The sequence below is a fragment of the Photobacterium kasasachensis genome (assembly GCF_050336885.1).
In the GTDB taxonomy this organism is placed as follows: Bacteria; Pseudomonadota; Gammaproteobacteria; order Enterobacterales; family Vibrionaceae; genus Photobacterium; species Photobacterium kasasachensis.
Window position 1 is genome coordinate 64661 of sequence record NZ_JAKJSH010000014.1, and the last position, 25573, is coordinate 90233.

26 protein-coding genes are annotated in these 25573 nt (G+C 43.5%); 11 read left to right on the top strand and 15 right to left on the bottom strand.

Annotated elements, in window-relative coordinates:
* Positions 1-309: 309 nt before the first annotated feature.
* The 4 genes from L4D19_RS19390 (at position 310) to L4D19_RS19405 (ending at position 3560) form a co-directional block, all read left to right on the top strand.
* Entirely contained in the window at positions 310-669 is a 360-nt protein-coding gene (locus L4D19_RS19390) for a hypothetical protein (protein ID WP_428453855.1), read from the top strand.
* 10 nt (positions 670-679) lie between these two features.
* Positions 680-1489 (top strand): DUF2145 domain-containing protein, encoded by an 810-nt coding sequence (locus L4D19_RS19395; protein WP_428453856.1) that lies wholly within the window; start codon positions 680-682, stop codon positions 1487-1489.
* 154 nt (positions 1490-1643) lie between these two features.
* Entirely contained in the window at positions 1644-2612 is a 969-nt protein-coding gene (locus L4D19_RS19400) for an RDD family protein (protein WP_428453857.1), read from the top strand.
* Between the two features lie 225 nt (positions 2613-2837).
* On the top strand, positions 2838-3560 hold the full coding sequence (locus L4D19_RS19405) for a SanA/YdcF family protein (protein WP_428453858.1): 723 nt from the start codon (positions 2838-2840) through the stop codon (positions 3558-3560).
* Between the two features lie 97 nt (positions 3561-3657).
* Here L4D19_RS19405 and L4D19_RS19410 read toward each other — a convergent pair whose 3' ends face one another.
* On the bottom strand, positions 3658-3783 hold the full coding sequence (locus L4D19_RS19410) for a hypothetical protein (RefSeq protein WP_428453859.1): 126 nt from the start codon (positions 3781-3783) through the stop codon (positions 3658-3660).
* Positions 3784-4320: 537 nt separating this feature from the next.
* On the opposite strand from L4D19_RS19410, the gene L4D19_RS19415 reads away from it, so the two are divergent.
* The gene (locus L4D19_RS19415) at positions 4321-5691 is read left to right on the top strand and encodes an SLC13 family permease (RefSeq protein WP_428453860.1); all 1371 of its coding nucleotides are present in this window, start codon (positions 4321-4323) and stop codon (positions 5689-5691) included.
* 85 nt (positions 5692-5776) lie between these two features.
* Here the strand turns inward: L4D19_RS19415 and L4D19_RS19420 are convergent, their stop codons facing one another.
* A complete protein-coding gene (locus tag L4D19_RS19420) occupies positions 5777-6766 on the bottom strand; it encodes a Gfo/Idh/MocA family protein (RefSeq protein WP_428453861.1) in 990 nt (329 codons plus the stop codon).
* A 316-nt stretch (positions 6767-7082) separates the two neighbouring features.
* On the opposite strand from L4D19_RS19420, the gene L4D19_RS19425 reads away from it, so the two are divergent.
* Positions 7083-8165 (top strand): ketoacyl-ACP synthase III, encoded by a 1083-nt coding sequence (locus tag L4D19_RS19425; RefSeq protein WP_428453969.1) that lies wholly within the window; start codon positions 7083-7085, stop codon positions 8163-8165.
* 79 nt (positions 8166-8244) lie between these two features.
* On the opposite strand, the gene L4D19_RS19430 is transcribed toward L4D19_RS19425, so the two are convergent.
* The 9 genes from L4D19_RS19430 to L4D19_RS19470 all read right to left on the bottom strand — a co-directional run bounded on the left by L4D19_RS19430 (position 8245) and on the right by L4D19_RS19470 (position 18556).
* On the bottom strand, positions 8245-8838 hold the full coding sequence (locus tag L4D19_RS19430; protein ID WP_428453862.1) for a DNA-3-methyladenine glycosylase I: 594 nt from the start codon (positions 8836-8838) through the stop codon (positions 8245-8247).
* A gap of 73 nt (positions 8839-8911) precedes the next feature.
* Complete coding sequence (locus L4D19_RS19435; protein ID WP_428453863.1) at positions 8912-10210, bottom strand: GGDEF domain-containing protein; 1299 nt, start codon at positions 10208-10210, stop codon at positions 8912-8914.
* Between the two features lie 297 nt (positions 10211-10507).
* Positions 10508-11776 carry a DEAD/DEAH box helicase gene (locus L4D19_RS19440; RefSeq protein ID WP_428453864.1) on the bottom strand — a complete coding sequence of 423 codons (1269 nt, stop codon included), beginning with the start codon at positions 11774-11776 and terminating at the stop codon, positions 10508-10510.
* A gap of 114 nt (positions 11777-11890) precedes the next feature.
* The gene (gene nagK / locus L4D19_RS19445; protein ID WP_160655150.1) at positions 11891-12799 is read right to left on the bottom strand and encodes an N-acetylglucosamine kinase; all 909 of its coding nucleotides are present in this window, start codon (positions 12797-12799) and stop codon (positions 11891-11893) included.
* Positions 12800-13003: 204 nt separating this feature from the next.
* The gene (locus tag L4D19_RS19450; protein ID WP_428453865.1) at positions 13004-13720 is read right to left on the bottom strand and encodes a tRNA-uridine aminocarboxypropyltransferase; all 717 of its coding nucleotides are present in this window, start codon (positions 13718-13720) and stop codon (positions 13004-13006) included.
* Positions 13721-13810: 90 nt separating this feature from the next.
* Entirely contained in the window at positions 13811-15850 is a 2040-nt protein-coding gene (locus tag L4D19_RS19455; protein WP_428453866.1) for a methyl-accepting chemotaxis protein, read from the bottom strand.
* A 257-nt stretch (positions 15851-16107) separates the two neighbouring features.
* Positions 16108-16455: a DUF3802 family protein gene (locus L4D19_RS19460; protein ID WP_428453867.1), complete on the bottom strand. Its 348-nt coding sequence runs from the start codon at positions 16453-16455 to the stop codon at positions 16108-16110.
* 128 nt (positions 16456-16583) lie between these two features.
* Positions 16584-17582: a GGDEF domain-containing protein gene (locus tag L4D19_RS19465; protein ID WP_428453868.1), complete on the bottom strand. Its 999-nt coding sequence runs from the start codon at positions 17580-17582 to the stop codon at positions 16584-16586.
* The gene (locus L4D19_RS19470; protein WP_428453869.1) at positions 17579-18556 is read right to left on the bottom strand and encodes a response regulator; all 978 of its coding nucleotides are present in this window, start codon (positions 18554-18556) and stop codon (positions 17579-17581) included. The genes L4D19_RS19465 and L4D19_RS19470 overlap by 4 nt, the downstream gene beginning before the upstream one ends.
* Before the next feature lie 712 nt (positions 18557-19268).
* Between L4D19_RS19470 and L4D19_RS19475 the strand changes: the two genes are divergently transcribed.
* The 3 genes from L4D19_RS19475 (at position 19269) to L4D19_RS19485 (ending at position 21705) form a co-directional block, all read left to right on the top strand.
* Complete coding sequence (locus L4D19_RS19475; protein WP_428453870.1) at positions 19269-19628, top strand: glutaredoxin family protein; 360 nt, start codon at positions 19269-19271, stop codon at positions 19626-19628.
* A gap of 183 nt (positions 19629-19811) precedes the next feature.
* Entirely contained in the window at positions 19812-20492 is a 681-nt protein-coding gene (locus L4D19_RS19480) for a DUF3334 family protein (RefSeq protein ID WP_428453871.1), read from the top strand.
* Between the two features lie 136 nt (positions 20493-20628).
* A complete protein-coding gene (locus L4D19_RS19485; RefSeq protein ID WP_428453872.1) occupies positions 20629-21705 on the top strand; it encodes a ParB/Srx family N-terminal domain-containing protein in 1077 nt (358 codons plus the stop codon).
* 42 nt (positions 21706-21747) lie between these two features.
* On the opposite strand, the gene L4D19_RS19490 is transcribed toward L4D19_RS19485, so the two are convergent.
* The gene (locus L4D19_RS19490) at positions 21748-22644 is read right to left on the bottom strand and encodes a LysR family transcriptional regulator (RefSeq protein ID WP_428453873.1); all 897 of its coding nucleotides are present in this window, start codon (positions 22642-22644) and stop codon (positions 21748-21750) included.
* 107 nt (positions 22645-22751) lie between these two features.
* Here L4D19_RS19490 and L4D19_RS19495 point away from each other — a divergent pair, with 107 nt between their 5' ends.
* Positions 22752-23363 carry a LysE family translocator gene (locus L4D19_RS19495; RefSeq protein WP_428453874.1) on the top strand — a complete coding sequence of 204 codons (612 nt, stop codon included), beginning with the start codon at positions 22752-22754 and terminating at the stop codon, positions 23361-23363.
* 55 nt (positions 23364-23418) lie between these two features.
* Here L4D19_RS19495 and L4D19_RS19500 read toward each other — a convergent pair whose 3' ends face one another.
* From L4D19_RS19500 to L4D19_RS19510, 3 genes are all read right to left on the bottom strand, one after another.
* Positions 23419-23661 carry a hypothetical protein gene (locus L4D19_RS19500; RefSeq protein WP_428453875.1) on the bottom strand — a complete coding sequence of 81 codons (243 nt, stop codon included), beginning with the start codon at positions 23659-23661 and terminating at the stop codon, positions 23419-23421.
* 65 nt (positions 23662-23726) lie between these two features.
* Positions 23727-24206 (bottom strand): GNAT family N-acetyltransferase, encoded by a 480-nt coding sequence (locus tag L4D19_RS19505; RefSeq protein WP_428453876.1) that lies wholly within the window; start codon positions 24204-24206, stop codon positions 23727-23729.
* A gap of 258 nt (positions 24207-24464) precedes the next feature.
* On the bottom strand, positions 24465-24797 hold the full coding sequence (locus tag L4D19_RS19510) for a YnfA family protein (RefSeq protein WP_428453877.1): 333 nt from the start codon (positions 24795-24797) through the stop codon (positions 24465-24467).
* A 195-nt stretch (positions 24798-24992) separates the two neighbouring features.
* Between L4D19_RS19510 and L4D19_RS19515 the strand changes: the two genes are divergently transcribed.
* Positions 24993-25571 (top strand): hypothetical protein, encoded by a 579-nt coding sequence (locus L4D19_RS19515; protein ID WP_428453878.1) that lies wholly within the window; start codon positions 24993-24995, stop codon positions 25569-25571.
* Positions 25572-25573: the final 2 nt, after the last annotated feature.

The window sequence follows — 25573 nt, forward strand, 5'->3', positions numbered from 1 at the left end:
AACCTTGCCTTTTCTCTCTACTAACAACTGTTACATTGCTTCATTTATTTTCGTGACAAACCTCAAAAAAACACTGTTCGATTATTGTGTAAATGACAAGCACATATATATTAGTTAATAACAAAGCTAATTACTTAAACATGGTGAATATATAAACAATTCAGTTTAACCAAATGTCTTTCATAAAACACTCATATTAGTAATGCTATTAAATTTTGCATTTCTAAAGGCTATTTTTTTATTCTTGCTATCAAAAACATGTATTTACTTTTCTTACTGTATATTTATTAATTTCGATTGGAGATTCACATGAAAAAATCATTCTTAGCCATTGCAGCCATTATCACCTTCACTTCCTCTACCAATGCAATTGCCAGCGGCAATCATAGTGGACAAGCTTTAAAAGAAACAGGTAAGTCCGGCTCACATGCCAGTGCCAGCGTTGGTCACTCCGTTGCAGGCTCAGGACAGGTAACCTCAGCCGCTTCTGCCATGCCACTCGCCGTTGTCGGCTCTGTCGGTACAGTGAGTAAAACAGTATCCAATGAACTCATGGAAGCCGCAACGGCACCTATTGGCACCCCACTAGAAATTACGGAAGAGTCAATTTCAGCAGGCCCGCCACCGAGTGAAGCATTAAAGCCAAATTTAAATAATCAAGAAATATAGGAGATAACTGATGAAGGTTATAAGGCTTTATATCCTAATATTTTCTCTGTTTCTATTATCATTACCGAGCGCTTCGGCACTCGCAGGAATGAGTCAGGCAGGATCAGAAACGTATTATACGACAGAAGAGATCCTATCCTTCTCTAAGAAAGTTGAAAAGATATTGGCAAAAAAAGGAGCCAGAGTTGCCATTATTGCAAGGGTTGGTAGTTCACGTAGTAATTTACCGCCAGGAATAAGATTCACTCATACAGCCGTTGCCGTCTATTCTCAGATTACCACAGAAGATAATAGAGTTGTGCCTGGGTATGCGATATATAACCTGTACCAGAAAGAACAATCACCAGATGTGAGCGAGCTGGTACAAGATTTTCCGGTCGATTTTTTTGCTGGTGTCGAAGTTCTTGAAGCAGGTGTAATAATACCCACAGCAGAATTACAAAGAAGACTGTTAACCATTATTTCTTCATCCAGCTATAACAATTTACATAACCCCAATTACTCGCTCATTGCGAACCCGTTTACAACGGACTTTCAAAACTGCACGGAGTTTACCCTTGATCTTATTACAGCCGCTATCTATCAAACTGATGATGTAAAAGCGATTAAACTCAACCAAAGGGCTTACTTTAGACCTCAGCCTTTGCGTGTAAGTCCTGTTAAGCTTGCGCTTGGCTCGATGTTTGTTGCAGATATCACAACGTCCGATCATCCGGGATCTCCTGAAACTGCCACCTTTACAACCATTGGCGACTTTCTAACCAACTACAACGCCGCTTCTGAGGTACTGACTATCACACTTGACGCTCAGGATGGATAAGTTACCGCTACAAATATCGCTATTTCACATAACTAGAACCTACGCAGCAACATATAATGCAACGCATGATAGTATCGAGCCCCTATACAACAGTAGTGCAGTTTGCAATAACAAAAAATGAACAACTTAAGCTTGGTTCATTTAAGGAAGTACGATGAAAGAAAATAATAAGAACAAAAGATGGATTGCTAGTTTTTGGCGAAGAATTGCAGCATTTTTAGTCGACATTAGCATACTTGGTACCAGTGGCTTCTGCTTAGGCTTCATGTTTCAAGACTTCTTCGTTCAAATAGGAAACTGGGGGAACTTGATTGGGTTTTCAATTGCACTGCTTTACTACAGCATATTAAATAGCAGCCTTGGCCACGGGCAAACACTTGGTAAAAAGCTATTTAAAATAAAGGTTGTTGATTCTAATAACAATACAATAACTGTTAATAGGTCATGTAGCAGATATTTAATTTTATATATCCCTGTATATCTTAATGGTGTCCAGCCTAGTGGTAATATTACACCGATGCTTTTGGAGTACTTATACCCTCTTATTATTTTTGGCGGGCTATTCTCTACCTACTACCTATACCTTTTCAACCGTACAACGAGACAGTCACTACATGACCTGGCCGTTGGTACCTACGTTGTAAACATCAATAATGAGCAACAAGATGTTGGAAAAGTATGGCGACCACACTTGGTTGTCATTTCTCTCTTTTGCGCAGCGATGCTTAGCTTACCCTTATTATTACCAGATAACGATCAAGCAGAGCTCCTTACAAAACTTGGTACAACTCAAGATGCTGTGATGGAAGTTCCTTCAGTACTCTCGGTAAACGTAACTGACGGGGAAACTGTTTTCAAAACAACAGAGGGAGAAACGACCAACACTACCTATGTTGCCGCAGACGTATACCTATTAAAAAATATAGTTGATGATAAAGAACTCGCTCACCATATTGCAGAGATAATCGTTCATAGCTACGAGTTGTCATTAGAAAAAGACGTTATCAAGGTTCAGTTAATTTACGGCTATGACACGGGTATTTTTTCGAGTTGGAATAAGCAGGAGCACTATTTTGAACCTTTAGAACTCACTTCGAGCCTCCTTTCTAAACACGAGAAATAGTACTGGCTCAGCACTTAATACTTAACAGCCATCTGCAGAGTTGGCTGTTAACTATCACTTTCCAACCAAACGTACCTTCGATTCAAAGAGTCTGACCTTACTCTCACATTACATTGACTATAATTGACAATTAACTAACAATTCAAAGGGTTGTGGCATATAGTACCTTGATAAGGTATTAGGGTACTATTGCCGATAGCATTTAATAGTTACACTTAGGTTTATATGAAACTGCTCTCCTTCATTCGCATTTCTGCAGTTCTCTGTATCGTTCTTACCGGAACGAGTTTGCTTATCGATCGTTGGATATCGGAATCAACTACGGATCGCATCTTTTTTGATCCCTCTCTCATCCCTTCGCGCTCTATTGGTCTGGTGCTAGGAACGAGTAAGTACATCGCCAAGAACCTCAATCCTTACTACGACTACCGCATGTCTGCCGCTCTCGAGCTATATGAGCTTGGGAAAGTCAATATTTTACTGCTAAGCGGTGATAACGCACATCGCTCGTACAACGAGCCTTGGACAATGAAACGAGACTTATTAAAAGCCGGTATTCCAGATCAAGACATTGTTCTGGATTACGCCGGTTTTCGTACACTGGACTCCATCGTCAGAGCCAAGAACGTCTTCGAGGCCGATCATTTCGTTATCATTACCCAAAAGTTCCACTGTGAACGGGCACTGTTTATTGCACAAAGCAACGACATTGATGCGATTTGTCTTGCAGTTCCGGAGCCCAGAGGCATGGCTGGATTAAAAATACGTGTTCGGGAAATTCTTGCAAGAGTGAAAGCTGTGGTCGACCTTTACCTGTTAGACATTCAACCTCGCTTCCTCGGCCCCAAAGAGCCTATAGCCACCGAACAGGCGATCCTTGAAGGGCCCGTGCTTGAAAAGCAAGAAATTGAAGAACCAACGACAGAAGAGCAGCAAACCAGCGGATGAGTTGCTCAATATCATCAATACAACAAAGCCACTGCGTTTATTCAGTGGCTTTCTTATATCATCAGAGATTGCGGTTTAACGATTGGAAGTAAAACTGTTAGCTCGCCTTTTGTTTTCCTTCCTTCTCGATATACGCTTTTAAAAACTTCATTCGCACATCTTTCATATGCGCCTGTGCCTCGCTATGAACGCGCTTACGCAACCCCTGCGTTTTGGAACCCATAATGACCTAGCCTTATAATTTTATTAAATTTTATTAATTTACAATTCCTTTTGAATTTATGATACCGAAGGCATAAATTTGCACCTAAAGTTTTTTTGCCACCCTAGCCTACATCTGTGATCTAACACACATATTTTGAATAAATAATTATCCTACTGACTGAATCACAACCAACTGCAACAAGCCTCAAAATATAAGTACTCAGTAAGCAAAAAATACCACCAAACATCTTTTTTAACTCATTATTCCAACTTGCCCAGCGTAAATATGATAAATTCTGGAGCCCACAGAAAATTCAACTAACAAGCGTACCTAGTTCATCCTTTCGCAGCATGATTATCTAGCCGAGTTTCTGATGGGTACATTTCCACACATTCGCAGACAATAACCTCACAAAAAAGATAATCAACAAGCCAAAAGCACAACAAACAACCACCCAGTGGTTAACAATTATCAAAGTTTCTGTAACATTCAACTTAAGTGACATGTTGTGCATCGCATTGCGCATTATTAATATAACTAGCGAAAGGAAAGCATATGACAGCCTTAACCCTGACACTGAAAAAGTGGCTGTTTGACCGGAATAGTATCATTCTACTGGCAGACATCGCCCTGTTTACCATTTTGTTAAATACCCTTCCCTTCGAGGAAGACGTTGTGATCGGCTTGAGCATTCTGGCCTTTGTGGCTGTTTTATGGCTCACAGAAGCGGTTCATGTAAGTATTACGGCTATACTTGTTCCAATCATGGCTGTCGCATTTGGGATATTCAAAACACCACAGGCACTAAGCAACTTTGCCAATCCAATCATTTTCTTGTTCCTTGGTGGTTTTGCCCTTGCTGCTGCATTACACAAGCAAGAACTGGACAAGGCCATTGCCGATAAAGTTCTTCTTATTGCAAAAGGGCGTATGTCAGTCGCCGTCTTTATGTTATTTGGTGTAACAGCAGCCCTGTCAATGTGGATCAGCAACACGGCAACGACAGCTATGATGCTCCCTCTCGTACTCGGCGTTTTGAACAAAGTGAATGCTAAAAGCGAACGTGGCACCTATGTGTTTGTATTACTAGGTATCGCTTACTGCGCAAGTATTGGTGGTATCGCAACAGTTGTCGGCAGCCCACCAAACGCCATTGCCGCTGCAGAAGTTGGCCTGAGCTTTACCGAGTGGATGGCGTTCGGCCTGCCTGTATCGATAATTTTGCTACCAATCACTGTAGGTATGCTTTACTTCATGCTAAAGCCGAACCTAAAGCATACGTTTGAACTGGACCACAAGCCGGTTGAGTGGGACAACGGTAAGTTGATAACGCTAGCTATTTTTGGCCTGACGGTATTGATGTGGATTTTCAGCAAACCAATCAATGCATTCTTAGGCGGATTTAGCAAATTTGACACCCTAGTCGCGCTATCTGCAATCGTTCTGCTTGGTGTATCTCGCGTTGTTCAGTGGAAAGATATTGAGAAATCGACAGACTGGGGTGTACTACTACTGTTCGGTGGCGGTATCTGTCTGAGTAATGTTCTGAAAGCAACAGGCACCAGTGTTTTCCTTGCTCACAGCCTAAGTGGCTTCCTAGAGCAAGCCGGCCTGTTCTTCACAATATTGGTTGTTGCCGGGTTCGTGGTATTCCTAACCGAGTTTGCCAGTAACACTGCCAGTGCCGCCCTTCTGGTACCAGTTTTCGCAACAGTTGCTGAAGCACTGGGAGTATCGCCTGTTATCCTGTCAGCCTTGATTGCAATTGCTGCATCGTGTGCCTTCATGCTACCTGTGGCTACACCGCCTAATGCGATAGTCTTCGGCTCTGGTCATATTAAGCAAAGCGAAATGATGAAAGCCGGTATCTATCTCAACATTGCCTGTATCGGTGCCCTTTCGGCCTTTGCATGGATGTTCTGGTAAGTTTTCGCCCTGCACTATTCTAACTATAAATAATCATTTCCTTTTAGGTGGCCAGAACTGGCCACCTTTTTTTATGTCTTTGCTATCAGACTAGTGGTTGTTCATCTGCCGGGAAGCGAACGCCAATAATATCTCGGGCCTGAGTAATGATAGCGCTAACAATACGAGCCCTGTCCAACCCTGAATGATCCACTTGCTGCAATTCAACCAAACGAGCAAATTCAAGCGCTTCGTAATACATCACGTTTTCTTCTTGTACAACACTCAAATCAACAGCGCCTTCACCCGGACGATGTAACGAAACAGACTTACACTCCGAAATCCCGTCAACCAGCATACTCGCCTGCTCACCTTGTAGTTCACTCGGGATCAAACCATCACTGACTTTTGAGTGGCTGATAACTGCATCAAACCCATTATAATGAAGCACTAGCGTGCCGTGCGCATCCACTCCTGAATCCAACAACGCTCCCTGTGCGGTAAAGCTGTTCGGCTCACCAAATAACCCAATTGCAGCACTTAACGGATATATACCGATATCCATCAGCGAGCCATTGGAAAAGGCCGGATTAAAGGTATTAGGATTTTCGCCATTCAGGTACTTCCCGTAGCGAGAGGACAGTTGGCAATAAGAAAAGTACACTTTGCGCAGCTTCCCGAGCTTAGGTAGCGACTCACGTATGCGCAAAAAGTTCGGGGTATACGTCGTTTTCATGGCTTCGAACAGAACAACACCCTTATCAGCGGCGACGCTGATTAATGCGTCTACTTCTGCATAATTTGATGCCAGTGGTTTTTCTCCAACAACATGCTTGCCCTGCTCAATAAACTGCTTGGCCTGCGGGCCATGAAGTGAATTAGGGCTGGCAATATAGACTGCATCAATTTCATCACTTGCAGCCATTTCATCAAGGCTGTCAAAGTACTTCTCGACTCCGTATTTTGCACCAAACTGTTGAGCTTTATCCAGCTGACGTGAATACACTGCCGTCAGCTGATACTTTCCTGTTTTCACCGCGGCTTCGATAAAACTATCCGTAATCCAATTCGTACCAATCACACCAAAACGGATCATAATCGTCACTACTACCTTATTGTTATTCCATGCTAGTGGGTTCAATCATAACAGATTGTACTCACCGTATTTAATCGCCAATTATTGCTCACAATATAATGCTCCACTATTTAAATCCGTTCAGCCAATAGAGATATTCACGTAACAAATGCATGATGTTTTCTAAGCCCATGATTGAGCTCGAAAATTTCAACTCGTTAACTATCGCTGCCGGGATGAGTTTGTTACAGTCTAGAAACAGCCGCAATCACAAGCATTGATTGCTTTATCATTTTGCCCTCAATAACACGGTTCTATAATGACTGAGAGACAGCCTATGTACTATGCAGAAATAACCGGCTGGGGGAAGTGTTTACCTCCAACGGTATTAACTAATGATGAACTTAGCCAATTTGTCGATACCTCTGATGAGTGGATCCGCACCCGGACAGGCATCGAGACACGCCATATCAGCCATGTCAACACTTCTGAACTGGCGAGAGTTGCAGGTTCACGGGCACTGGCAGCTGCCGGGATTGATGCCAGTGAGTTGGATTTAATTATCATTGCCACCTGCTCACCGGATACACTAATTCCCAATATTGCCTCAAAAGTCCAACGAGAGCTTGGAGCAACCAAAGCCGCTGCTTTTGATATGAATGCGGCATGCACAGGCTTCCTCTACGGACTCGAGACAGCAACACGCATGATTCAGGCCGGCAATTACGAACATGTATTGGTAGTCGGTGCCGAGCGCTTGTCCTGGCTTCTTGATTGGAGCCAGCGCGATACAGCAGTCTTGTTCGGTGATGGAGCCGGTGCTGTTGTGGTTAGCCGTTCAGAGCAAGAATCCGGCCTGTTGGATGCGCAGCTTGGATGTGACTCCGAAGGACGTGACGTCCTGGCTATCCCACAATTTGGCACCGGTATGGACCGGTTTAATCCCAACTCAGGCCATTTTGCCTTCGATTTTGTCGGACGCGAGATTTTCCGCCGTGCCGTTAGGGGAATGGATGCCGCTGCGCGAACGGTGCTAGAACGAGCCCAACTAAGCAGTGAAGATATTGATATCGTCATTCCTCATCAGGCTAACAAACGGATTATTGAGGCACTATGCGATCACGCAGGTATTCCAATCGAAAAAGCATTCGTCAATATCAACAAGTATGGCAACACTTCTGCAGCTACCGTGCCGATCGCACTGTGTGAAGCCGTTGAACAAGGAAGGATCCAGCCGGGTAACACTATCTTGTCAGCCGCTTTCGGCGCCGGGCTAACCTGGGGCGCAAGTGTTATCAAATGGGGAGAGCGCACGGCACCAGTGTCTGTTTCTGATGACAACCTTACTGAATGTCACCAGACGGCAACAGAGCTTCTTGCAAATGCCATTGAGCATTGTGTGAATAAGAAACCGGCCTAAATCTGGTATGTACAGTTTAAACCAGGTGTTACCCCTTGTATCAGCCAGCTTTACTGGCTGATACAAACCATATGCAATATTAGTTATCAGTTTCGGCTTCCAGTATTTCGGCTCTGCGGAAGCAGTCAATGCTGTGGTCATTGACCATACCGGAAGCCTGCATGTGCGCATAAATTGTCGTTGAACCAAGAAACTTAAAACCTCTCTTTTTCAGATCTTTGGCCAGTGCATCTGATTCCTGAGTCTTCACTGGGTAGTCAGATAAGGACTCAATATGATTTGTCTTCGGCTTTCCGCCAACAAAGCCCCAGATATACTTTGCAAAACTGCCAAATTCAGCCTGCACCTCCAAAAAACGCTGAGCATTATTGATGGCTGCCTCAATTTTACGGCGATTGCGAACAATGCCTGCATTTTCCATCAGCTGTTCAACTTGCGCCTCATCAAAAGTTGCAACCACCTTGGGATCAAAGTTAGCAAATGCCCCACGATAGTTTTCACGCTTCTTTAAAATGGTGTACCAGCTAAGACCGGCTTGCGCTGATTCAAGAATAAGGAATTCGAATATTTTATTATCTTCATACAAGGGTACGCCCCACTCCAGATCATGGTATGCAACGTAGTCAGGTTTGCTTGTATCTACCCATGGGCAACGTGTGAGACTTTCAGACATAGGGAACCTTTGATGCAACATCATATTTATTTAATATGAACACCAACATAGAGCAGGCGAATAAAGGTGTCAACTAAGCTGTCGCAACCCGATTACGGCCCAGTTTCTTCGCCTTATAGAGCGCGTTGTCTGCCCGTTGTAACAATGAGTCAAAATTCTCGTGGCCAGAAAGTTGAGCAACACCGATACTACAGGTGATTGCCAAACCATCATTCCAGTCATTATTTTCGATTATTTGACGAAGTTCTTCACTGAAACCTGTAACTCCTGCCTTGTCTGTTCCTGAACAAAAAATAATAAACTCTTCACCGCCCCAGCGAACTAACACATCAGTTCGTCGAATTCGGTTATTCAGCAGCTGCGCAAATTCCCGGAGGATCTCGTCCCCTTTATGGTGGCCGAAAGTATCATTTATCGACTTAAAATGATCAATGTCGAGATAAATAATAGAGAAAGGTTGATGATTTATTCTCGCATGCTCGAGAACTTCCTGCAGCCATCTATCAACCGCATTACGATTATTCGTGCCAGTCAATGTATCTTTATAGGCAAGCTCTTCAAAAAACAAGTTTTCCTGATACAAGTTTTTATTTGCATTCGTCAACTGAATTGTTTTTTTCTCTATTTCCTTAAGACCACAATGTAGCTTCCACCGCTCCCAGACTAAAAAACCAATAGCGCTGAGTAACCATAAGAAAATATTAAAACGCAACAGCATAGATTCCGAAATCCACTCGCCATAAAACACCAGCTGTTTCAATTTAAGACTATAAGTTGTTGGTTTTACGTTACTGCCGGTCGCGATTTCTATAATCGTGACATTATTGAACTGCGGCCCGGAATATTCAATCGGCACTTCGTAGTCAGCAATCCACCAGGACAAGACCTGAAAAGCCCGCATAGGGATAACTTGTATTCCATTCCCTACCCCGGGAGCAAACTCGATCGCGTTAAACTTCGATGATACGGGATCATTTTTACTGGAATATGCCGGATCAAAATTTCGCAAATACACTCGAATGCGCTCGTCACTCAACGGGCTATTGTAGTCAATGTCCAGACCGATAGAATGATATTGACTAAGGTCAATCCCTTTAACGCCCGATGATAAGTGAATAGCCACTTCACAAAATGGCCATTTTGCCGCATCGGCGATCTGGCAACTTAAACTTAACGACTTACCATCGTAATCAATCCACGACTGTGTATTTCCACCTTGGGTGGTATCGTCAATATTCTGGAAGGTCGCATTCCGTGGCGAAATAACAAACTCTCTGTCAAATACACCACATTGATATAATAGGTAAGATGACGTGGTAATAAAAATAAGAAAATAGGCAGTCGAGCGCAGTCGTTGGGTAAGCTCTGTCACATCTCTCACCTACAGCTAGCCTTATGAATAATAAATGATTTATTTTCACAAACAGTAGCAAATAGCCTGAGCCAATGACAACAACTAATTTTTAATCGTGAATTAATTCGCTTTCTGGCACATGTTTTTGTACTTTTATTTTTATATAAATGCCCATTTTTGGCACAAAAAAACAAAGCGCTGCATCAAAACAAGCGTAGCAGCACAACCGCCACTATATAAGAGAATCGAATGGCGGCTGAAATGTACACTTATTTTTCGAAATAATGTTTGTAATGCCCGGCAAAAAGACCGCTGTTATCGCATACGACGACCACGGTTTTTGTGGATTTTAGACTTTGCCTTTGCCCTTCGCTTCTCGGCCGAACGCCCGCGTCGATTATTGTCCGATAGGTCGATAGTAGGATCCGGTTCATACCCTTCTAACCATTGCTGTGGCAATCGGGTATCAAGCAGTTCTTCTATCGCTCGTAGCGCCCACTCCTCATCCATGCTCATCAATGAAATAGCATGACCTGTTTGTCCTGCGCGCCCAGTTCGGCCTATACGGTGTACATAGTCTTCAGCCTTAAACGGCATATCAAAATTGATGACATATTCAAGCTGTTCGATATCCAGGCCACGAGCAGCAACATCAGTAGCAACCAGTACACGTGCCTTACCTTCTTTAAAGTCGTTTAATGCCCGTTGCCTTGCGCCCTGACTTTTGTCGCCATTTATAGAAACCGCCTTGATACCATCCAGCCCCAACTCTTTGGCCAAGGCATCAGAGCCCTGTTTCGTCTTGGTAAAGACCAGCACTTGTTGCCAGTTTCTTGAGCCAATCAGGTATGAAAGTAGCTCGCGCTTTCTGTGCTTATCAACGGGGTAGACCATTTGTTCAACCGTAACCGCAGCACTGTTTGACGGAGTGACTTCTATCAGCTTCGGCTCATCTAAAATATCATATGCCAGTTTTTTGACCTGCTTCGAAAAGGTTGCAGAGAAAAACAGCGTCTGGCGGCTGGCTTTCATGCGACGCATGATGCGTTTGATGTCATCAATAAAGCCCATATCCAACATTCTATCGGCTTCATCAAGAACGAAGTATTCCACCCTTGATAAATCAACGGTACCAACATGAGCATGATCAAGCAGTCGGCCCGGTGTAGCAACCAAGATATCGGCACCTGCACGAATTGCACTAACCTGAGTCTTCATGCTGGTACCGCCATACGCTACCGCTAACTTTATCTCCGTATTCTCGCTATACGAGGCAATACTGTCATAAACCTGCTGAGCAAGCTCACGAGTAGGTGTCAGTACCAGCGCCCTGATCTGAATGTCAGCCTTTTCGCTAACAGTAGCAGCCTCAGTCTGACTATCGGGCTTATCCAGTAATTGATGTAGCAGCGGAAGGCCAAAAGCCGCTGTCTTCCCGGTACCGGTTTGCGCGCCAGCCATAATGTCATGACCGGCCAGCACCTCAGGGATTGCCTGCAGCTGAACGGGAGTTGGCGTTTGAAACCCCAGGGCAGTAACGGTATCAACTAGCTGGCTTTGCAGCCCCAACGCTTGAAATGACATTATGATTTTCCGGTTTTGAACAAAAGAGCGCGGATTTTAGCAAAGTTTTTGGAAAAAAATAAAAAAAAGCACTGCCGAGCAGTGCTTTTTCTACAAATTAAATGCTTTCTGATGTTACTTGATGTTCAGGAATGCAGCACCACGAACACCACCAGCATCACCATATTTGGCTTTCACGATTTTTGGCACTCGTGCTACAGACAGCAGGTGTTTAGGTAATCGCTTCGGCAGCTCTGTATATAGCAGCTCAAAGTTAGACAGGCCACCGCCAAGTACGACAACGTGCGGGTCAAGACCAGTAAATAGATTTGCAAGACAGATAGCCAGCATTTCCATGAAGCGATCAACATGTTCAACCGCCTTCTCATCACCGGCAGCGTGACGTTTGATCAGCTCAATCGCCTTCACTTTTTCGCCGTAATAGTGAGTATACAGTTGCTCGAAACCACGACCAGACAGGTAGTTGTCGATGCAGCCCTTATTGTCACAGCCACACTCAAACAATGGTGCATTTTCGCCAAGGTGGAACCATGCATCGATAGGCATACGAGTATGACCCAGTTCGCCGGCTACGTGGTTTTTGCCAGAGAATACATGACCATCGAAAACCAGACCTCCGCCGAATCCGGTGCCCAAAATCAGGCCCAGAACAGATTTTTCACCTTGAAGCTCCTCATCCCATGCTTCAGACAAGGCAAAACAGTTTGCATCGTTGTCGATAGAAACACTACGGCCTAATTTTTCCTCAAGATCCTTGCGAAGAGTGTGCCCTTTAGCTGCAGGAATGTTAGATGTAAGCAGAGAGCCATCCTCAGCATCTTCCATTCCTGGGATACCGATACCAATGTGGCCTTCACAAGAGAATTCCTTATCTGCCTTCTGAATAATGTCCACTAACGTATCGACTAATTTGTCGTAATCATCACCCGGAGTCGGTACTCGTTCTGTCGCTACTCGCTCAAGTTTCTCATTAAATGCACCAAACTCAATTTTGGTACCGCCTACATCAAAGCCGTAGTACATCCTGCACACTCCGCAAAAAACATAAAAAAACAAAACTGAAAAAATTATCCACACATCTACACCTACTGACTGTGACTTAGCACAAATTTAGTAGGGATAGCGGTTGGCATAGCTCGCGTTTGACGAAAGAAACAGCAAACTGTTACATTTTATGACAATTAGCTGTTACTAAATTACCAAAACAGAAGATAACGAATTCAACAATTAAGCAGCAACATATTGTTTTAGCTGCTTCAAGGCTGAATCATCCGGCAATACCCGGTTCATCTTCCCTGTCAGGTAATTCTCGCGAAACACATCAAACCAGAGATCCAGTACATCCGCATTATGTTGCTCGCCATAAAGGTCAATAATACGGGCAGCCACCTCGGCAGTACCAAGCTGGTTTTCTTTCGAAGCTTCCCTGACTTTGTAACGAGACGGTTTATCCGGGTTGATTGATAAGACTGGGAACTTATTCAGGTAAGGGCTTTTACGAAACATTTTCTTAGCTTCAGCCCAACTGCCATCAAGCATAATAAACAACGGTCTCTTACCCGTATCGATGTCTACTTTCTCCGCAACACGCTCTGGTTGAGCATATTCGGCAGGGAAAACGACATAGGGTTGCCACTGAGGATCTTCTAACAATTCAAGCATGGCAGAGTTTGGCTCTGTACGTGACCAAATATATGCAAAAGTATCTTCAAACAGATCTGCGATAAGCCGACCGGTATTACTCGGCTTTAATACCTCATCATCATACATAACCAATAAGAAAGCGGCATTTGAGCTTATCACGGGTTTGTCCGAACAAATGCACAGGTGCTCACGGAGCATACAGTAACTACAGCGTTCAACCTTGCAGCCTCGGGCTCTGAATGGGCGTGTAGAACGTGCTAAACGTTCTTCATATAAATCATGTACCGCGTGAATACGCATAGCTGCTATACCTAAAACTAGAAAACGCCAGCATTTTACTGGCGCTCATCTTAGTTGCAATCAAAACTTATGCTTTCACTGATGACTGGCTCACGATGATAACTGATATCGAGAAAGAAGGGTTTGTTGCTGGTTCGCGATCTCCGCCACCTTGCTGGCTTCATTAACCAAGGTTTTCAACTGTTGATTGTTTGTCTGTGCCTGACCGGCAACATGCTCTACGCTTCGCCCGACCTCAACAGAAGCATTCTCCTGCTGCTGGGTTGCCGCAGCAATCGTGATCACCTTGTCGTTAATGGAAGCGATCATTTTTTGGATTTGGTCAATCGCCGCCTGAACCTCACTACTCAATTCAATCGACGAAGTCATCTCAGTTCGGCTCACGGCCATTGCTTCATTGGCATCCTTTGCAGCCTGATGAAGCTCACCGATTGTCTTACGTATCGACTCTGTCTGCAGGTTTGTCTCGCTAGCCAGTTTCCTGACTTCATCGGCAACGACGGCAAAACCGCGCCCCTGCTCGCCTGCCCTAGCCGCTTCAATGGCTGCATTCAATGCCAGCAAGTTTGTATTATCTGCAATTGAGCTGATCAACTCGACAACTTCGGTTATCTTGTTCACATGATTACCAAGCTCTGCCATACGCTGCTCGTTAACTATAAACTGCTGATCCAGAGAGCGAAGCCCAAATGTACTACGCTCAATAATTTCTACCCCTTGCAGGGCTAGCCTGTTCGCCTGCTCAGCTTCAGATTCTGACTCGGTAGTACTGGCAACAATCTCCTTAATCGAACATTCCAGTTGAGAAATGGCGGTTGCAATATTCGTAAGCTCACTGCTTTGTTGTTTCAGTGCAACACGAGAGTTCGACGCTGCCTGCTGGCTACTCTCAGCGGCTGTATTTAAGCTGTTGCTGTTTTCCACCAGCTTACTGAGTATCTGGCTATTATTGATATTCGACTGATTTAGCAACCCGCCCAGAATCGCAAACTCTTTGGGTGCATTTGGGGTCGCTCGTGCTGTCAGATCACCTCTGCTGGTTGCATTAACCACATGATCTATCCGTTTGAGCGACGTCCTTACCGTACGGCTTATCCAGCCGCTTGATGCAACAGCAAGTATCAAGCCAGCAATACTGATGGTAACAAACAGGGTTATCGCATTCTCACTGGCTGCCATTACCGCAGCCTCCCCTTCGCTGACCATTACGTTGGCACCATTTGTCAGGGTATCGAGCTCACTCATCACAGAGGCTATCACATCTTGAGTCTGCTCTACTTTCAACAATTGAGCATCCATTAGCTGCAGTGTTTGCAGATGACGTTCGACAATTCCCTGTTTGGAGAAGAAGTCCTCAACCATCTCCAGTGGCACAGTAACACTGGTAAAATCAGCGATCGTGCCATCGACTCTATTAAGCTCACGCCAAGCGTACTGCATTCCCGAGAGGTTCGTCCTTTTCAGTTCCCGTGCAATTTTCTTGGCTTTTGCCGGATCTTTTTCAATGAGTAACGCGATTAAATTACTGGCCATTTCCAGCGAATGATTGACAAAATTATGAACATGGCTCAGGCCTTCAGGATTACCGCTATAGAGTTCCATTCCCAACCGACTCATTTCAGCTCTTACGCCCGAGACGGCATAGCTCATCATTGCCTTGTCAGCCTCAACCTTGGCTCGGTTGAGCAATATCTGCTGTTGAGAATCCTTCAAGTCTAATGACATTCCTTCTATCTGGTTTATTTCTTTCTTAAACCGAGCGACATCTCTGGTCAGCCAGTCTATTGTGTAGGTATCAGCTAGCACCTCCAGCTCACTCATTGCAGATAAAACGGACTGCTGATCAGTCTGAAGCTGCTGGTAGGCCGTTTCTAGTACCTCAACGGAATCGCTGTTGGTTATCTCGGCCAACCGCTGCGCCGTTTGCAACGAACCCTGAACAATAGCGGCATTGTTCATTGCAACCGGCAGTGCCTGCTTGCTTAGTCGTTCAAATTCTTGTGCGACATTATTCAACCCCTTGTTGCCAAAATAGGACAAGAGCCCTCCTGTAGCGACAAGCAACAAAAAAACTATCTGGATATAGGTAACGATTGAAAACTTTGTCTTACCAAGCTTAGTCTGTTTCATTTTGATAAATCCCTGATAAACCTTGCGCTATTATTCCTAGCGAAGATTTCAGTTTTAATTAGCGCCTATAGTTACAACCAATGAAAGCACTGCTGGGTTAATGCTCTGTAACTTACTGAGGGATTGTTACGGTAAGATTTCAATTTTTTGACTTATCAATAAAATCTTGAGGGTATTTAATGTGTTAGATATCACGCATACAAATCGCAGGCACTAAAAAGGCAGCTTGCGCTGCCTTTTTATGATAAAGCTCTGTTTTAGCCTTCTTGGATGCTAATTGCACTATCAAACAGATTTTTTACTAAGCCAATATAATCTTCAAGGAACGCTATCTGTTCATTGGTCGGGCAGCAACGCCAAGCCCCTGCCAGCACTTCCGACAAATCTTCGACAACTCTATCGGCTTCCTGCATCAACTTGAAACGAAAATCGGCTTCAAGATCAGGATTTTGAGAGAACACTGCCATTAAATTCGTTGCTATCATGTCTGTCACAACATCTTCTACCGTTTCGCTACAACTGTCTTTACTGGCACGCTCGAACAAAGACAGGTGTTCGGTAAAATATTCTATAAGCGCATGATAACCTTCAGACTCAACAACCATAATTTATCTTTGGATTAGTAATAATTTTCTACAATTCTAAGAAGAATCAAAAAAATTACAACAGTATCGATGGATGTTCTTGCTCTCGATCAAAGAGAATTCGCAACAAAACCGCAGTATATACTTTCTCAGCCACTAACAGCCCGCAAAGACTTTTCCTGTTCCTGGCATAGTTCCCGAGTATAGACAGTCGTTTGATTTCTACCGTTTTGCTTTGATTCATACAAAGCACTGTCTGATAGTTCCAGCCAGTTTTCATAGCTTGGCATCCAGGGGGCCCATTCACAAACACCAAGGCTGATAGTCACACTGATATTTCGGACATCGACTGCGACGGATGCTTCTTCGACGCGACTACGCAAACGCTCAGTAAAATACAGCCCTAACTCTGCAGACGTACCCGGTAAGATGACACCAAACTCCTCGCCACCATAACGTCCGGCGATATCGCTATGCCTTTTGGTCCGCCGCAACAAGCTGGAAACTTTCCGAATCACACCATCCCCGGCAATATGTCCAAATGTGTCATTCACCTTTTTGAAATGGTCTATATCAAACATCACCAACGTCGATGGAATATTCGCCTTGCGGCATCGTTCGAACTCTTCGGCAAGACATGCCTCCCAATGCCCACGGTTATACAGCTGTGTTAGCCTGTCTGTCATGCTTAGGTGCGTTAGCTGCTCATTAGATTCGCGAAGGTGTGTTTTATTCTTGGCTATGTCCGAGACATCAGTAATCGTCAGGCAGATATGCGACAGCTCACCACTAAGCGATTTTAGCGGCGTTAGGGTCATGTTCTGGAACATCAATGAGGAACCACCAGTGACCGGGCTAAAGTTGGAGAAGTTGAAAATGCTTGGCCTGTCTTCCCAGCAACTAAAGGAGCGCATTCGCAATTTGAAGGTGGATGCTATTTTATTTTTTAGCCATTCCACCGGCAGATCATCGACAACGTCGAACAAATTATTGCCCATAATTTGTTCCGAGGTAATGCCGCTGTATGCCTGCATAAACGTATTCCACGCCCAGACGTTATATTCTTTATCAATGATCACTACACCAGCATCTATATTGTCCATTACCTGCATGGTTAAGTGAAAGTCAGCAAGTGCTACCTGATTCAATGTAGAGTTTCCATCATCTTCTTGATAACCTGCGTAGAGCTGTTATCCATCATAAATAAAACATCACATTCCAAGTCTAATGATTCAGCCTCATAGGTATACTCGACAGTGAAGAGTTCTGTTTTAATACTCTCACTATCACTCCATACCATATAATCTTCCAGCACAATAGGCTGACGCACCGAGAAAGGAATATTCATTTGTTCAGACAGCGCAACTAAGAACGAAGACACCATAAGGTTGGCAATATCAATCACGATTTCGCTCTTGTGCTCATCAACCTGGCTAAAACCCATACGGGATCCAAACACATCAACGTCCTTACCACGTAAGCAAACCAGCGCTTCGCCATGAATGCCTCCACCCACAAAACGCTGTGCAATCGCAACTGACTCACTCTGTTGCTTAATATCATCAATCGCCATTTCCAGTTCCCCGGCACATAACCTGGCAACATTCGGCAACGGCATCTTTATGAACTCTCCGAAGTGATCAGAGATAATTGCAGCACCTCGGCCCAAAGCGACATTAGCCACTTCTTTAAACGTCTGAATATATTCGTCACCGCTGCGATGAGGCAAAGACGGAGCCAACTCTTCTGCTACATAGACACCGAACTTATTCAATATCGAGATAAGATGCTCAGGGTCAAAAGGCTTAGGTAGGAAATGATACGCACCGAGTTCGATACACCTTTCCATTGCCTGCTGCTGAACATCAGCAGACAATATGATTATTTTAGTCTGGTGCTCACGACCGGATAAGGCCTGCAACACCTCAAAGCCATCCATGACAGGCATTGTCAAATCAAGGAACATCACATCAATATCATGACGAGAAAGGCACTCAAGCCCTTCTTTTCCGTTCTCGGTAAAAAACAGCGTCAAACCTTCCTGCCCAGATAACATCTTGGACATGGCTCTGTGCACTACCGGCGAATCATCACAGATAAGAATGTTCTGCTTCCTTACCACGTTGATTTTCTTCCTTAGTTTTCCATGGACCGTCTAATAATAATCAATATTCAATAGAATAATAATCGCGGCGTATGAAATTTATTTAATAAGTGAGCTAGATCGTCTTTTTAAGCCTTATAGATCATTTAGTACTAATTTATTCGGCTTGTTTTTATGGGTCCTCCGGTAAATATCGCACTGATGTTTTTAGCTTTTATCGTCTAACAAACATAATGAATAGTTAAGAGTAACGATTAATTTCCATGAATTGTTGGTGTAAACATATTTCCCCTCCACATTATTCCATGCCAATAATATGGGTATGAAATGCTTTATACCCAAGCTACCTCAAGATGCAGGATTCAGAGTGAGACCAGCGTGCTCAGTTCAAGGAAAATGACGGTAGGAATGGTAATCCCTTTCAACGTTATTTGACAAAGAAATGAGCGTCGGAATGCCGAACCAACTGGCTCACTCCCAAAGGGCGAGTTCCAGTTCTTTTAAGTAGATAGGGGCTTCTATGCGTTGTTACCGATTATTAATATAGAGCCATTAGATTTTCAAATCGGTGCCTAGCCTACAAGCCAAGTAATTCTCGCTGAAACGAGCATCTTGAGGTAGCTTGGGTATACATTCTTATCAATCATTCCTCTGTGATTTTCTAGTTATCAAATATCACTCGTTATAATACAATCTCCGCTACAAATCATAACAACATGGACAGCCTTCTATGAAAGTCATTCGTTGGATATTAGGCCGGGTAATTTTGCTGCTTAATACCGTTTTTACACCAAAGTCAATCAAGCGTTCAGAAGCCGAACAAAAAGAAATTGACGATGCTGTTGCTCAACTCCATCTCTACCAATTCGATGCTTGCCCTTTCTGCGTAAAGGTAAGACGCCACGCCAAACGACTCAACCTGCCACTGGCGACCAAAGACGCGAAACAAGCACAATGGGAAGAAGAGCTGGTAAATGGTGGAGGCCGAAGAAAAGTCCCTTGCCTGCGTATCGAAGGGGAAGACGGAGACGTCGAATGGATGTACGAATCTAACGACATCATTAACTACCTAGATAAACGCTTCGCCTGATACACCTGTCCACCTAAGCTCATTAAGCCTGCTTTTTGAGCTTAGGTGTCGCTGATTAAGCATATTTTTGTGAGTCTCGCTATAAAACAGTGAGCCATATCAACCCGCTTTCTTTAAGGCTGTGCAATTAATAACGTTTGATGACACACTGCCGATAAATGCAAGCTAGGTACCGAGTACACAATGAAAAAAACGAAAACCATCACTACAGACGACATCCTGCTAAAGCTTTGTCAGTCAATTTCTAATGTTCTATCCACTGCTACTGACAGCCAGATCGGCTACTCTGCAATGGTACAGAAAATCAATAAAACCAGCCTAAAGCCAGACATTGGCTGCTTTGTTCTTTTTGACGGGGGCTTTACAGGTCTGGTCGTTACCAACTTTTCTCAGCAAGCAGCACTGGAGCTCTATCAGAACTACATGCTTAAGATGGGCATACCGCAGGATGATTTAGCCATTCATCATACTTCCGATGAAGTAGCTGATGTACTGGGTGAACTGATGAACCAGGTTGTGGGTGATTTTACTAGCAAAATCCGTCGTGAACTACGTATTTCCATTACGCAGAACCAACCTAAGATGCTTGCGCTTAACAAGCAAATTTTGCTTTCTGTTGATACAAACCTGGATCGCCCTCAGGCCCGCCGCGTTAGCTTCACCACTGAAGATAACAACATTTTCTACCTCGAGCTGGCCATGGATAAAACTGAATTTATCCAGCTTGAAGAGTTTGAGCAACATGATGAAGTCGATCCTGACACTATCATCGAAAATGCAAAAAGAGAACAAGCCAATAAGAACAAGCAGGCTGTCCCTGTTGCCGAAGTAGATCTCGATTTGCTCGACGAATTAGGTATTTAAACCACTCTGCTGCCAACCTGATCTCGTCTATCATACAAGATAAGATCAGGTTAGCTTTATTAATTCTTAAACACCCTCCACTTATCACTCTTTGCTAGACTCAGTGATGTCAGTTTTTGCCCGAGAGGCCTGATTTATGCTGAGATTCCGTAACACAGTCTGGCTAGCGATATTGTCACTCGCAGCCCTGTATTGCCCCTATTCTAACGCAGAGAAGGTAAGCTATGACGAGCTGAACAATGGTGACATCATTACTGTTACCTTGGATCAGCTACTTCCTACTCAGGCCGTTCTCAGCTATGACAGAGAGTATGCCCGGCTCAGTCGCTACAAAGACAACCTAAAACACATGTATAACGATCTCTGCCAGATCAACGGCGCCAAAGGTGTCAAGAAATGGGGAGAAGAGTCACAGCCTACCGATCCATCCAGCTATACCTGCTCTGACAAAACCGGCACACATACTGATGCACTCAATACGGTTGTTGTCGGTCCCAAGAAAGGCAGTCTCTATCTCACCAAGGGCCATCATCTTTTTTCTACATTCTGGGATATGCCAAATGGTGGTACCAGTGTCCCGGTAACAGTAAGAGTTACCCATAATTTATTTGGTTCTGGTGAGGATTTTTGGCCGGAAATGAGCAATGACCAAGAGGTGTGGTTGTACGATTCAAAAGGCGAGAAAATAAAAGCCGGTGATTTACCGGAATATATTGGTCAGAAACAATTAAAACATGATAAATATCTTTCACTCGTCCATTTTCTGAATGGGATCAGCTATTCGCCCCCAGTGAAAAAGAGCAAGAATAATAAAGCCAATTCGGATTCGATCATTCCTTTTCTGGAGCTCCATTGGGCACTTGAAGTTCGCAAACATATGAAAGTTTCAGACTATAACTTAAACGAGCCTGATGAGTATGCTGCAGCTCTCACGGAAGCGGCGACCGTCATGGTTGATCTGCCTGACGATGCAGTTATCGGACAATCAACACTAACCGCTAAGGAAATGGGAAAATTGAGTCAAGTAGACAGCAAAGCATTAGCCGCACTAATCAATGATAAAACGTCCAGCTTCAATCATGCTCTGGCCTATCGACTGGCGAAAAAAGAAAAATCGACCCCAAAACGGTTACTTGAAGAGGAAGCGGCAGCAAAAGAAAAATCCCTGCCAAGTGAGGCAACTACCAATAGTGAACAGCCTCAATCAGACTAAGCTAGCTACTTCTTGATTCAAGCCATTCTACAACGAGTAAAATTAATCAAGGGACTGCTCGTCACATGCCTGGTCCGGAACACATCGCTGAAGGTTGCCTTGCAACCAATGAATGAACCTTTGTTCAAGCTGATCATCGGATGTTTTTTCCTGACTGAGTAACATATAACTATGTCCAGATAGCAAAAAACCGAATGGTGCAATAAGGTTGCCGCGTTTTAAATCATCAGCAACGAGCGGGTATGAGCCTAGTGCCGCGCCAAGCCCATCTACAGCAGCCTGAAAACAAAAATAAAAATGAGCAAAAGACTGGCTTGGATTATCTAACAAACCCATTTCTCCAGCGCTTTGACACCAACTAGCCCAAGCTTGTGGTCTCGTTTCACTGTGAAGCAGCCTCACCTTTCCTAAATCATCTTTTACCTGTTGCCAGTAGCCTGGGGCGAATACCGGCCCTACCCACTCATCAACAAGTCTTGTACGTTTATAATCATGCAGCAGCTCAAAGTCGTCACGACGAATAGCCAACGACATACCGTTCACACCCAATGTAACAGGTCCGCCTGCCGTTGATAGCCTGACATCCGCATCAGGCACTTGGGAATAAAAGTCGCTTAGCCGTGGCATTAACCAGCGCATGGTTAATGTTGGTTCGCAAGAGACTTCAAGACACTTGTTCCTCACAAGAGTTAACTTGTCGATCCCCTCATCAAGAGCGTCAAAGGCCTGTGTCGTGTATTTTTTTAACACCTCTCCCTCTTGCGTCAGGTATACATGCCTCCCTTTCTTGTAGAACAAAGATTGAGAGAGGAAACTTTCCAGTACTTTTATTTGTTTGCTGATAGCTCCGTGTGTAATACACAGCTTGTCGGCAGCTTCACTATAGCTTGATGAAGACGCAGCAACATGGAAAACGTGGAATGCTTTCAAGTGTCTCATATGTGAAAATTTCTCACAGTTCGATTGAAATTATTTCGATTATAATGACCTCAACAGCTCGTTACAATCAGTCCCAGTCAACCAGCAAACATCTATTTGGAGTAATAATGGAAGTTTTGGGTCTTGCGTTCTTAGGGTTACTGATCGTTATCAGCCCAGGTGCTGACTTTGTTTTAGTGCTAAAAAACAGTGTCAATTTAGGGAGAAAGGCAGGCATCTATACCGCTATAGGCATAAGTATTGCCATCTGTATCCATATCAGCTACTCAATGCTTGGCATTAGTTACTTAATCTCACAAAACGAATTGTTATTCTCACTGGTTCGGTATACCGGCTCGGCATATTTAATTTATTTGGGTGTGAAAGGCATCATTACAGCCGGAAGAGGTATTGATATAAATGAAACAGCCAAAAGTGAAGCCGGACCTGCTCATTATTTGGTACAAGGCTTTTTATGCAATGTTCTGAACCCTAAGACAATGCTGTTTTTCCTCAGTATATTCAGCCAAGTTATAAGTCCCGACTCTGATAATCAGCTATCAGTACTACTTTACGGTCTTTATATGATAATGCTCCACGCAGTATGGTTTAGCCTCATTGCGATTTTATTGACCTCAAAAGTTTTTCAAACTCGACTAATGAAGATGAAAAAAAGGCTAAATCAAGCATGCGGAGCAGGGTTAATTTCCTTTGGTGCAATATTAGCCATAAAATCATAATTATACCCAAGTAACTGGTATAGCCACATCTGTTGGCTATACCACCGACTGATATCTATTCTGGGTGGTTACTATACCATTGGTCAAGTAGCTCTTTGCCGAAGATAACTTCAGTTTGCATATGAAAATAAAGCAAAGCCAACATTGAAACCACGAAAAGTATATTTAACCATCGAGTATATTTGGTTCTTACATCTTTACTAAAAATGGCAATATTTAAAACAACAAGTACGAATGGGTATGATAGCAACAGTACGATAAAGATACCGAGATAATTTGATATTGCCATTTCAGTCATCACTTTCTCCATTTAGTATCATTTCATCTTACTTGCCAAATATAATTAGCTATCTAAAGTTTTCCTCAAGGTTTAAATGCCATATATAGCAAGTTCCAACTTTCACCATTAAATGAGCGTAATCCAGTTTCTTTTGCCGTCACTGTAAACCCGAGGGATTGATAGCAAGAGATTGCTCTATCATTGTGTTCAAAGACAGCTAACGTCACTTTCTTTGCTTTTAACGTATCTAGCGCATAATCAAGTGCCAGGGCCACAAGCCTTTTGCCATAACCCTTACCACGATCTGATTCACTGGCGATCAGAACTCGACATAAGCGATACACCGACACTGATTCACGATGAAGTTCGATATAACCAATAACATTATCATTATCTAGTAAGACAAAAGGATTAACCTCAGGTTTGCTAACATGACCATGTATCTGTTCAATCGTCAACGGGAAGGAATAGACAGGCCCACCCCATAAATAGTTGAACGCCTCATTGGGTACCCATGATATAAGTTTCTCATAATCATCTTCGGAGAACCGAGCTAAATACATACATTACCTTTACATCTATTTTGACAATGACTGCTATTAAGACCTGCTTCACAAATACACTACAATGAGAAAACAAACAATATCATATGAGACATTTATAAAAATAAAAAAAGCAACCTCAAGTAATTTATCAAAGTATTCTTCGGCGCAGTTATCGTTTCCACCTACTTGAGTAGCATCCTTTTCAAAACAATAAGAAACATTCAACCTGATTATGCTCCACGCTGAATACGTGGAGCAATATTAACACTAGCCTATTTACCCTTGGCGAGGTGCAAACATTATTATTGTCATACCGAGCAAAGCCACTGATGCGCCAACAACATCCCACACCGTAGGACGGATCCCGTCAACCACCCACAACCACAAAATTGCTACGAAAATATAAACCCCTCCATAAGCGGCATACACCCGACCCGATGCGGTTGGATGTAGCGACAACAACCATGCAAAGAGAGCCAAACTGATAGCGGCCGGTAATAAAAGCCATACCGTCTTTCCTTCCCGCAGCCATAAATAAGGTAAGTAGCAACCAACAACCTCAGTTATAGCCGTAAGTAGAAATAGTCCAACCGTTTTAATTTCAGGCAATAGATTCCCCTCAAGCTCCACTGATAATATGCGCCATTTATGACACATTACAGCTTAATAAAATAATTAAAGAACACTTTTAAATCAAATAGATAGAAGCCACACATCATTTATATCAATTCACTTGCATTGAATGGTATCACATATATAATCCCGCTGTTTTTGCTAGTTAATGATTGTTTATAGAGATCTATCATGCCAAACCCTGAAAACTTAAAGAGTTCTGCTACAAATTTCAACTTTTCAAATCTACCCAATAAATTAGGAGCATGCTCCTACGGTCTCTTTGTTGTTGCTTGTTTCTTTCCGTTTATGACCATCGAAATCTGGGGAATGAAACAGTCCGTTTCAGGCACTGAGGTAATTGATGTTTCCGTAATCGCCCTGATGTTCGCAAGTATGCTTCTTTGTCTTTCTGGTGCTCCGAAGTGGCTCCCTAAAGGTATAGCGGTTTGTGCTGTTGCCTACTTTTATTACAGCTGTTTTGGCGCATATTCTGATGCCAAGGAAACGTTCGGCGGTATGGGGCAACTTAATGACCTAAATGCCCTACTCGGTGGCTCAACGCGCGATACGATGCGTGAAGCTGCCCCGTCTGTATTCTCAAAAGTGATTGAAATGCTATCGATTGGCTTCTGGCTAATACTGACGAGTTTCATCTCCATGAAAGTCTTTGTCTTTACGCCATACACAGAATCAACCTTATGGCTGCCAGTGAAACAGAAAGTCGCAGATCTAGTTAATAAAGCCACGGAAAAAGCGACAAGTAAATAAAT

Excerpts from the sequence above, each read along its gene's own strand:
- L4D19_RS19390 (WP_428453855.1), top strand. The coding sequence starts at position 310 with ATGAAAAAATCATTCTTAGCCATTGCAGCCATTATCACCTTCACTTCC.
- L4D19_RS19395 (WP_428453856.1), top strand. The coding sequence starts at position 680 with ATGAAGGTTATAAGGCTTTATATCCTAATATTTTCTCTGTTTCTATTA.
- L4D19_RS19400 (WP_428453857.1), top strand. The coding sequence starts at position 1,644 with ATGAAAGAAAATAATAAGAACAAAAGATGGATTGCTAGTTTTTGGCGA.
- L4D19_RS19405 (WP_428453858.1), top strand. The coding sequence starts at position 2,838 with ATGAAACTGCTCTCCTTCATTCGCATTTCTGCAGTTCTCTGTATCGTT.
- L4D19_RS19410 (WP_428453859.1), bottom strand. The coding sequence starts at position 3,783 with ATGGGTTCCAAAACGCAGGGGTTGCGTAAGCGCGTTCATAGCGAGGCA.
- L4D19_RS19415 (WP_428453860.1), top strand. The coding sequence starts at position 4,321 with ATGACAGCCTTAACCCTGACACTGAAAAAGTGGCTGTTTGACCGGAAT.
- L4D19_RS19420 (WP_428453861.1), bottom strand. The coding sequence starts at position 6,766 with ATGATCCGTTTTGGTGTGATTGGTACGAATTGGATTACGGATAGTTTT.
- L4D19_RS19425 (WP_428453969.1), top strand. The coding sequence starts at position 7,083 with ATGTACTATGCAGAAATAACCGGCTGGGGGAAGTGTTTACCTCCAACG.
- L4D19_RS19430 (WP_428453862.1), bottom strand. The coding sequence starts at position 8,838 with ATGTCTGAAAGTCTCACACGTTGCCCATGGGTAGATACAAGCAAACCT.
- L4D19_RS19440 (WP_428453864.1), bottom strand. The coding sequence starts at position 11,776 with ATGTCATTTCAAGCGTTGGGGCTGCAAAGCCAGCTAGTTGATACCGTT.
- nagK (WP_160655150.1), bottom strand. The coding sequence starts at position 12,799 with ATGTACTACGGCTTTGATGTAGGCGGTACCAAAATTGAGTTTGGTGCA.
- L4D19_RS19450 (WP_428453865.1), bottom strand. The coding sequence starts at position 13,720 with ATGCGTATTCACGCGGTACATGATTTATATGAAGAACGTTTAGCACGT.
- L4D19_RS19455 (WP_428453866.1), bottom strand. The coding sequence starts at position 15,850 with ATGAAACAGACTAAGCTTGGTAAGACAAAGTTTTCAATCGTTACCTAT.
- L4D19_RS19460 (WP_428453867.1), bottom strand. The coding sequence starts at position 16,455 with ATGGTTGTTGAGTCTGAAGGTTATCATGCGCTTATAGAATATTTTACC.
- L4D19_RS19475 (WP_428453870.1), top strand. The coding sequence starts at position 19,269 with ATGAAAGTCATTCGTTGGATATTAGGCCGGGTAATTTTGCTGCTTAAT.
- L4D19_RS19480 (WP_428453871.1), top strand. The coding sequence starts at position 19,812 with ATGAAAAAAACGAAAACCATCACTACAGACGACATCCTGCTAAAGCTT.
- L4D19_RS19485 (WP_428453872.1), top strand. The coding sequence starts at position 20,629 with ATGCTGAGATTCCGTAACACAGTCTGGCTAGCGATATTGTCACTCGCA.
- L4D19_RS19490 (WP_428453873.1), bottom strand. The coding sequence starts at position 22,644 with ATGAGACACTTGAAAGCATTCCACGTTTTCCATGTTGCTGCGTCTTCA.
- L4D19_RS19495 (WP_428453874.1), top strand. The coding sequence starts at position 22,752 with ATGGAAGTTTTGGGTCTTGCGTTCTTAGGGTTACTGATCGTTATCAGC.
- L4D19_RS19500 (WP_428453875.1), bottom strand. The coding sequence starts at position 23,661 with ATGACTGAAATGGCAATATCAAATTATCTCGGTATCTTTATCGTACTG.
- L4D19_RS19505 (WP_428453876.1), bottom strand. The coding sequence starts at position 24,206 with ATGTATTTAGCTCGGTTCTCCGAAGATGATTATGAGAAACTTATATCA.
- L4D19_RS19515 (WP_428453878.1), top strand. The coding sequence starts at position 24,993 with ATGCCAAACCCTGAAAACTTAAAGAGTTCTGCTACAAATTTCAACTTT.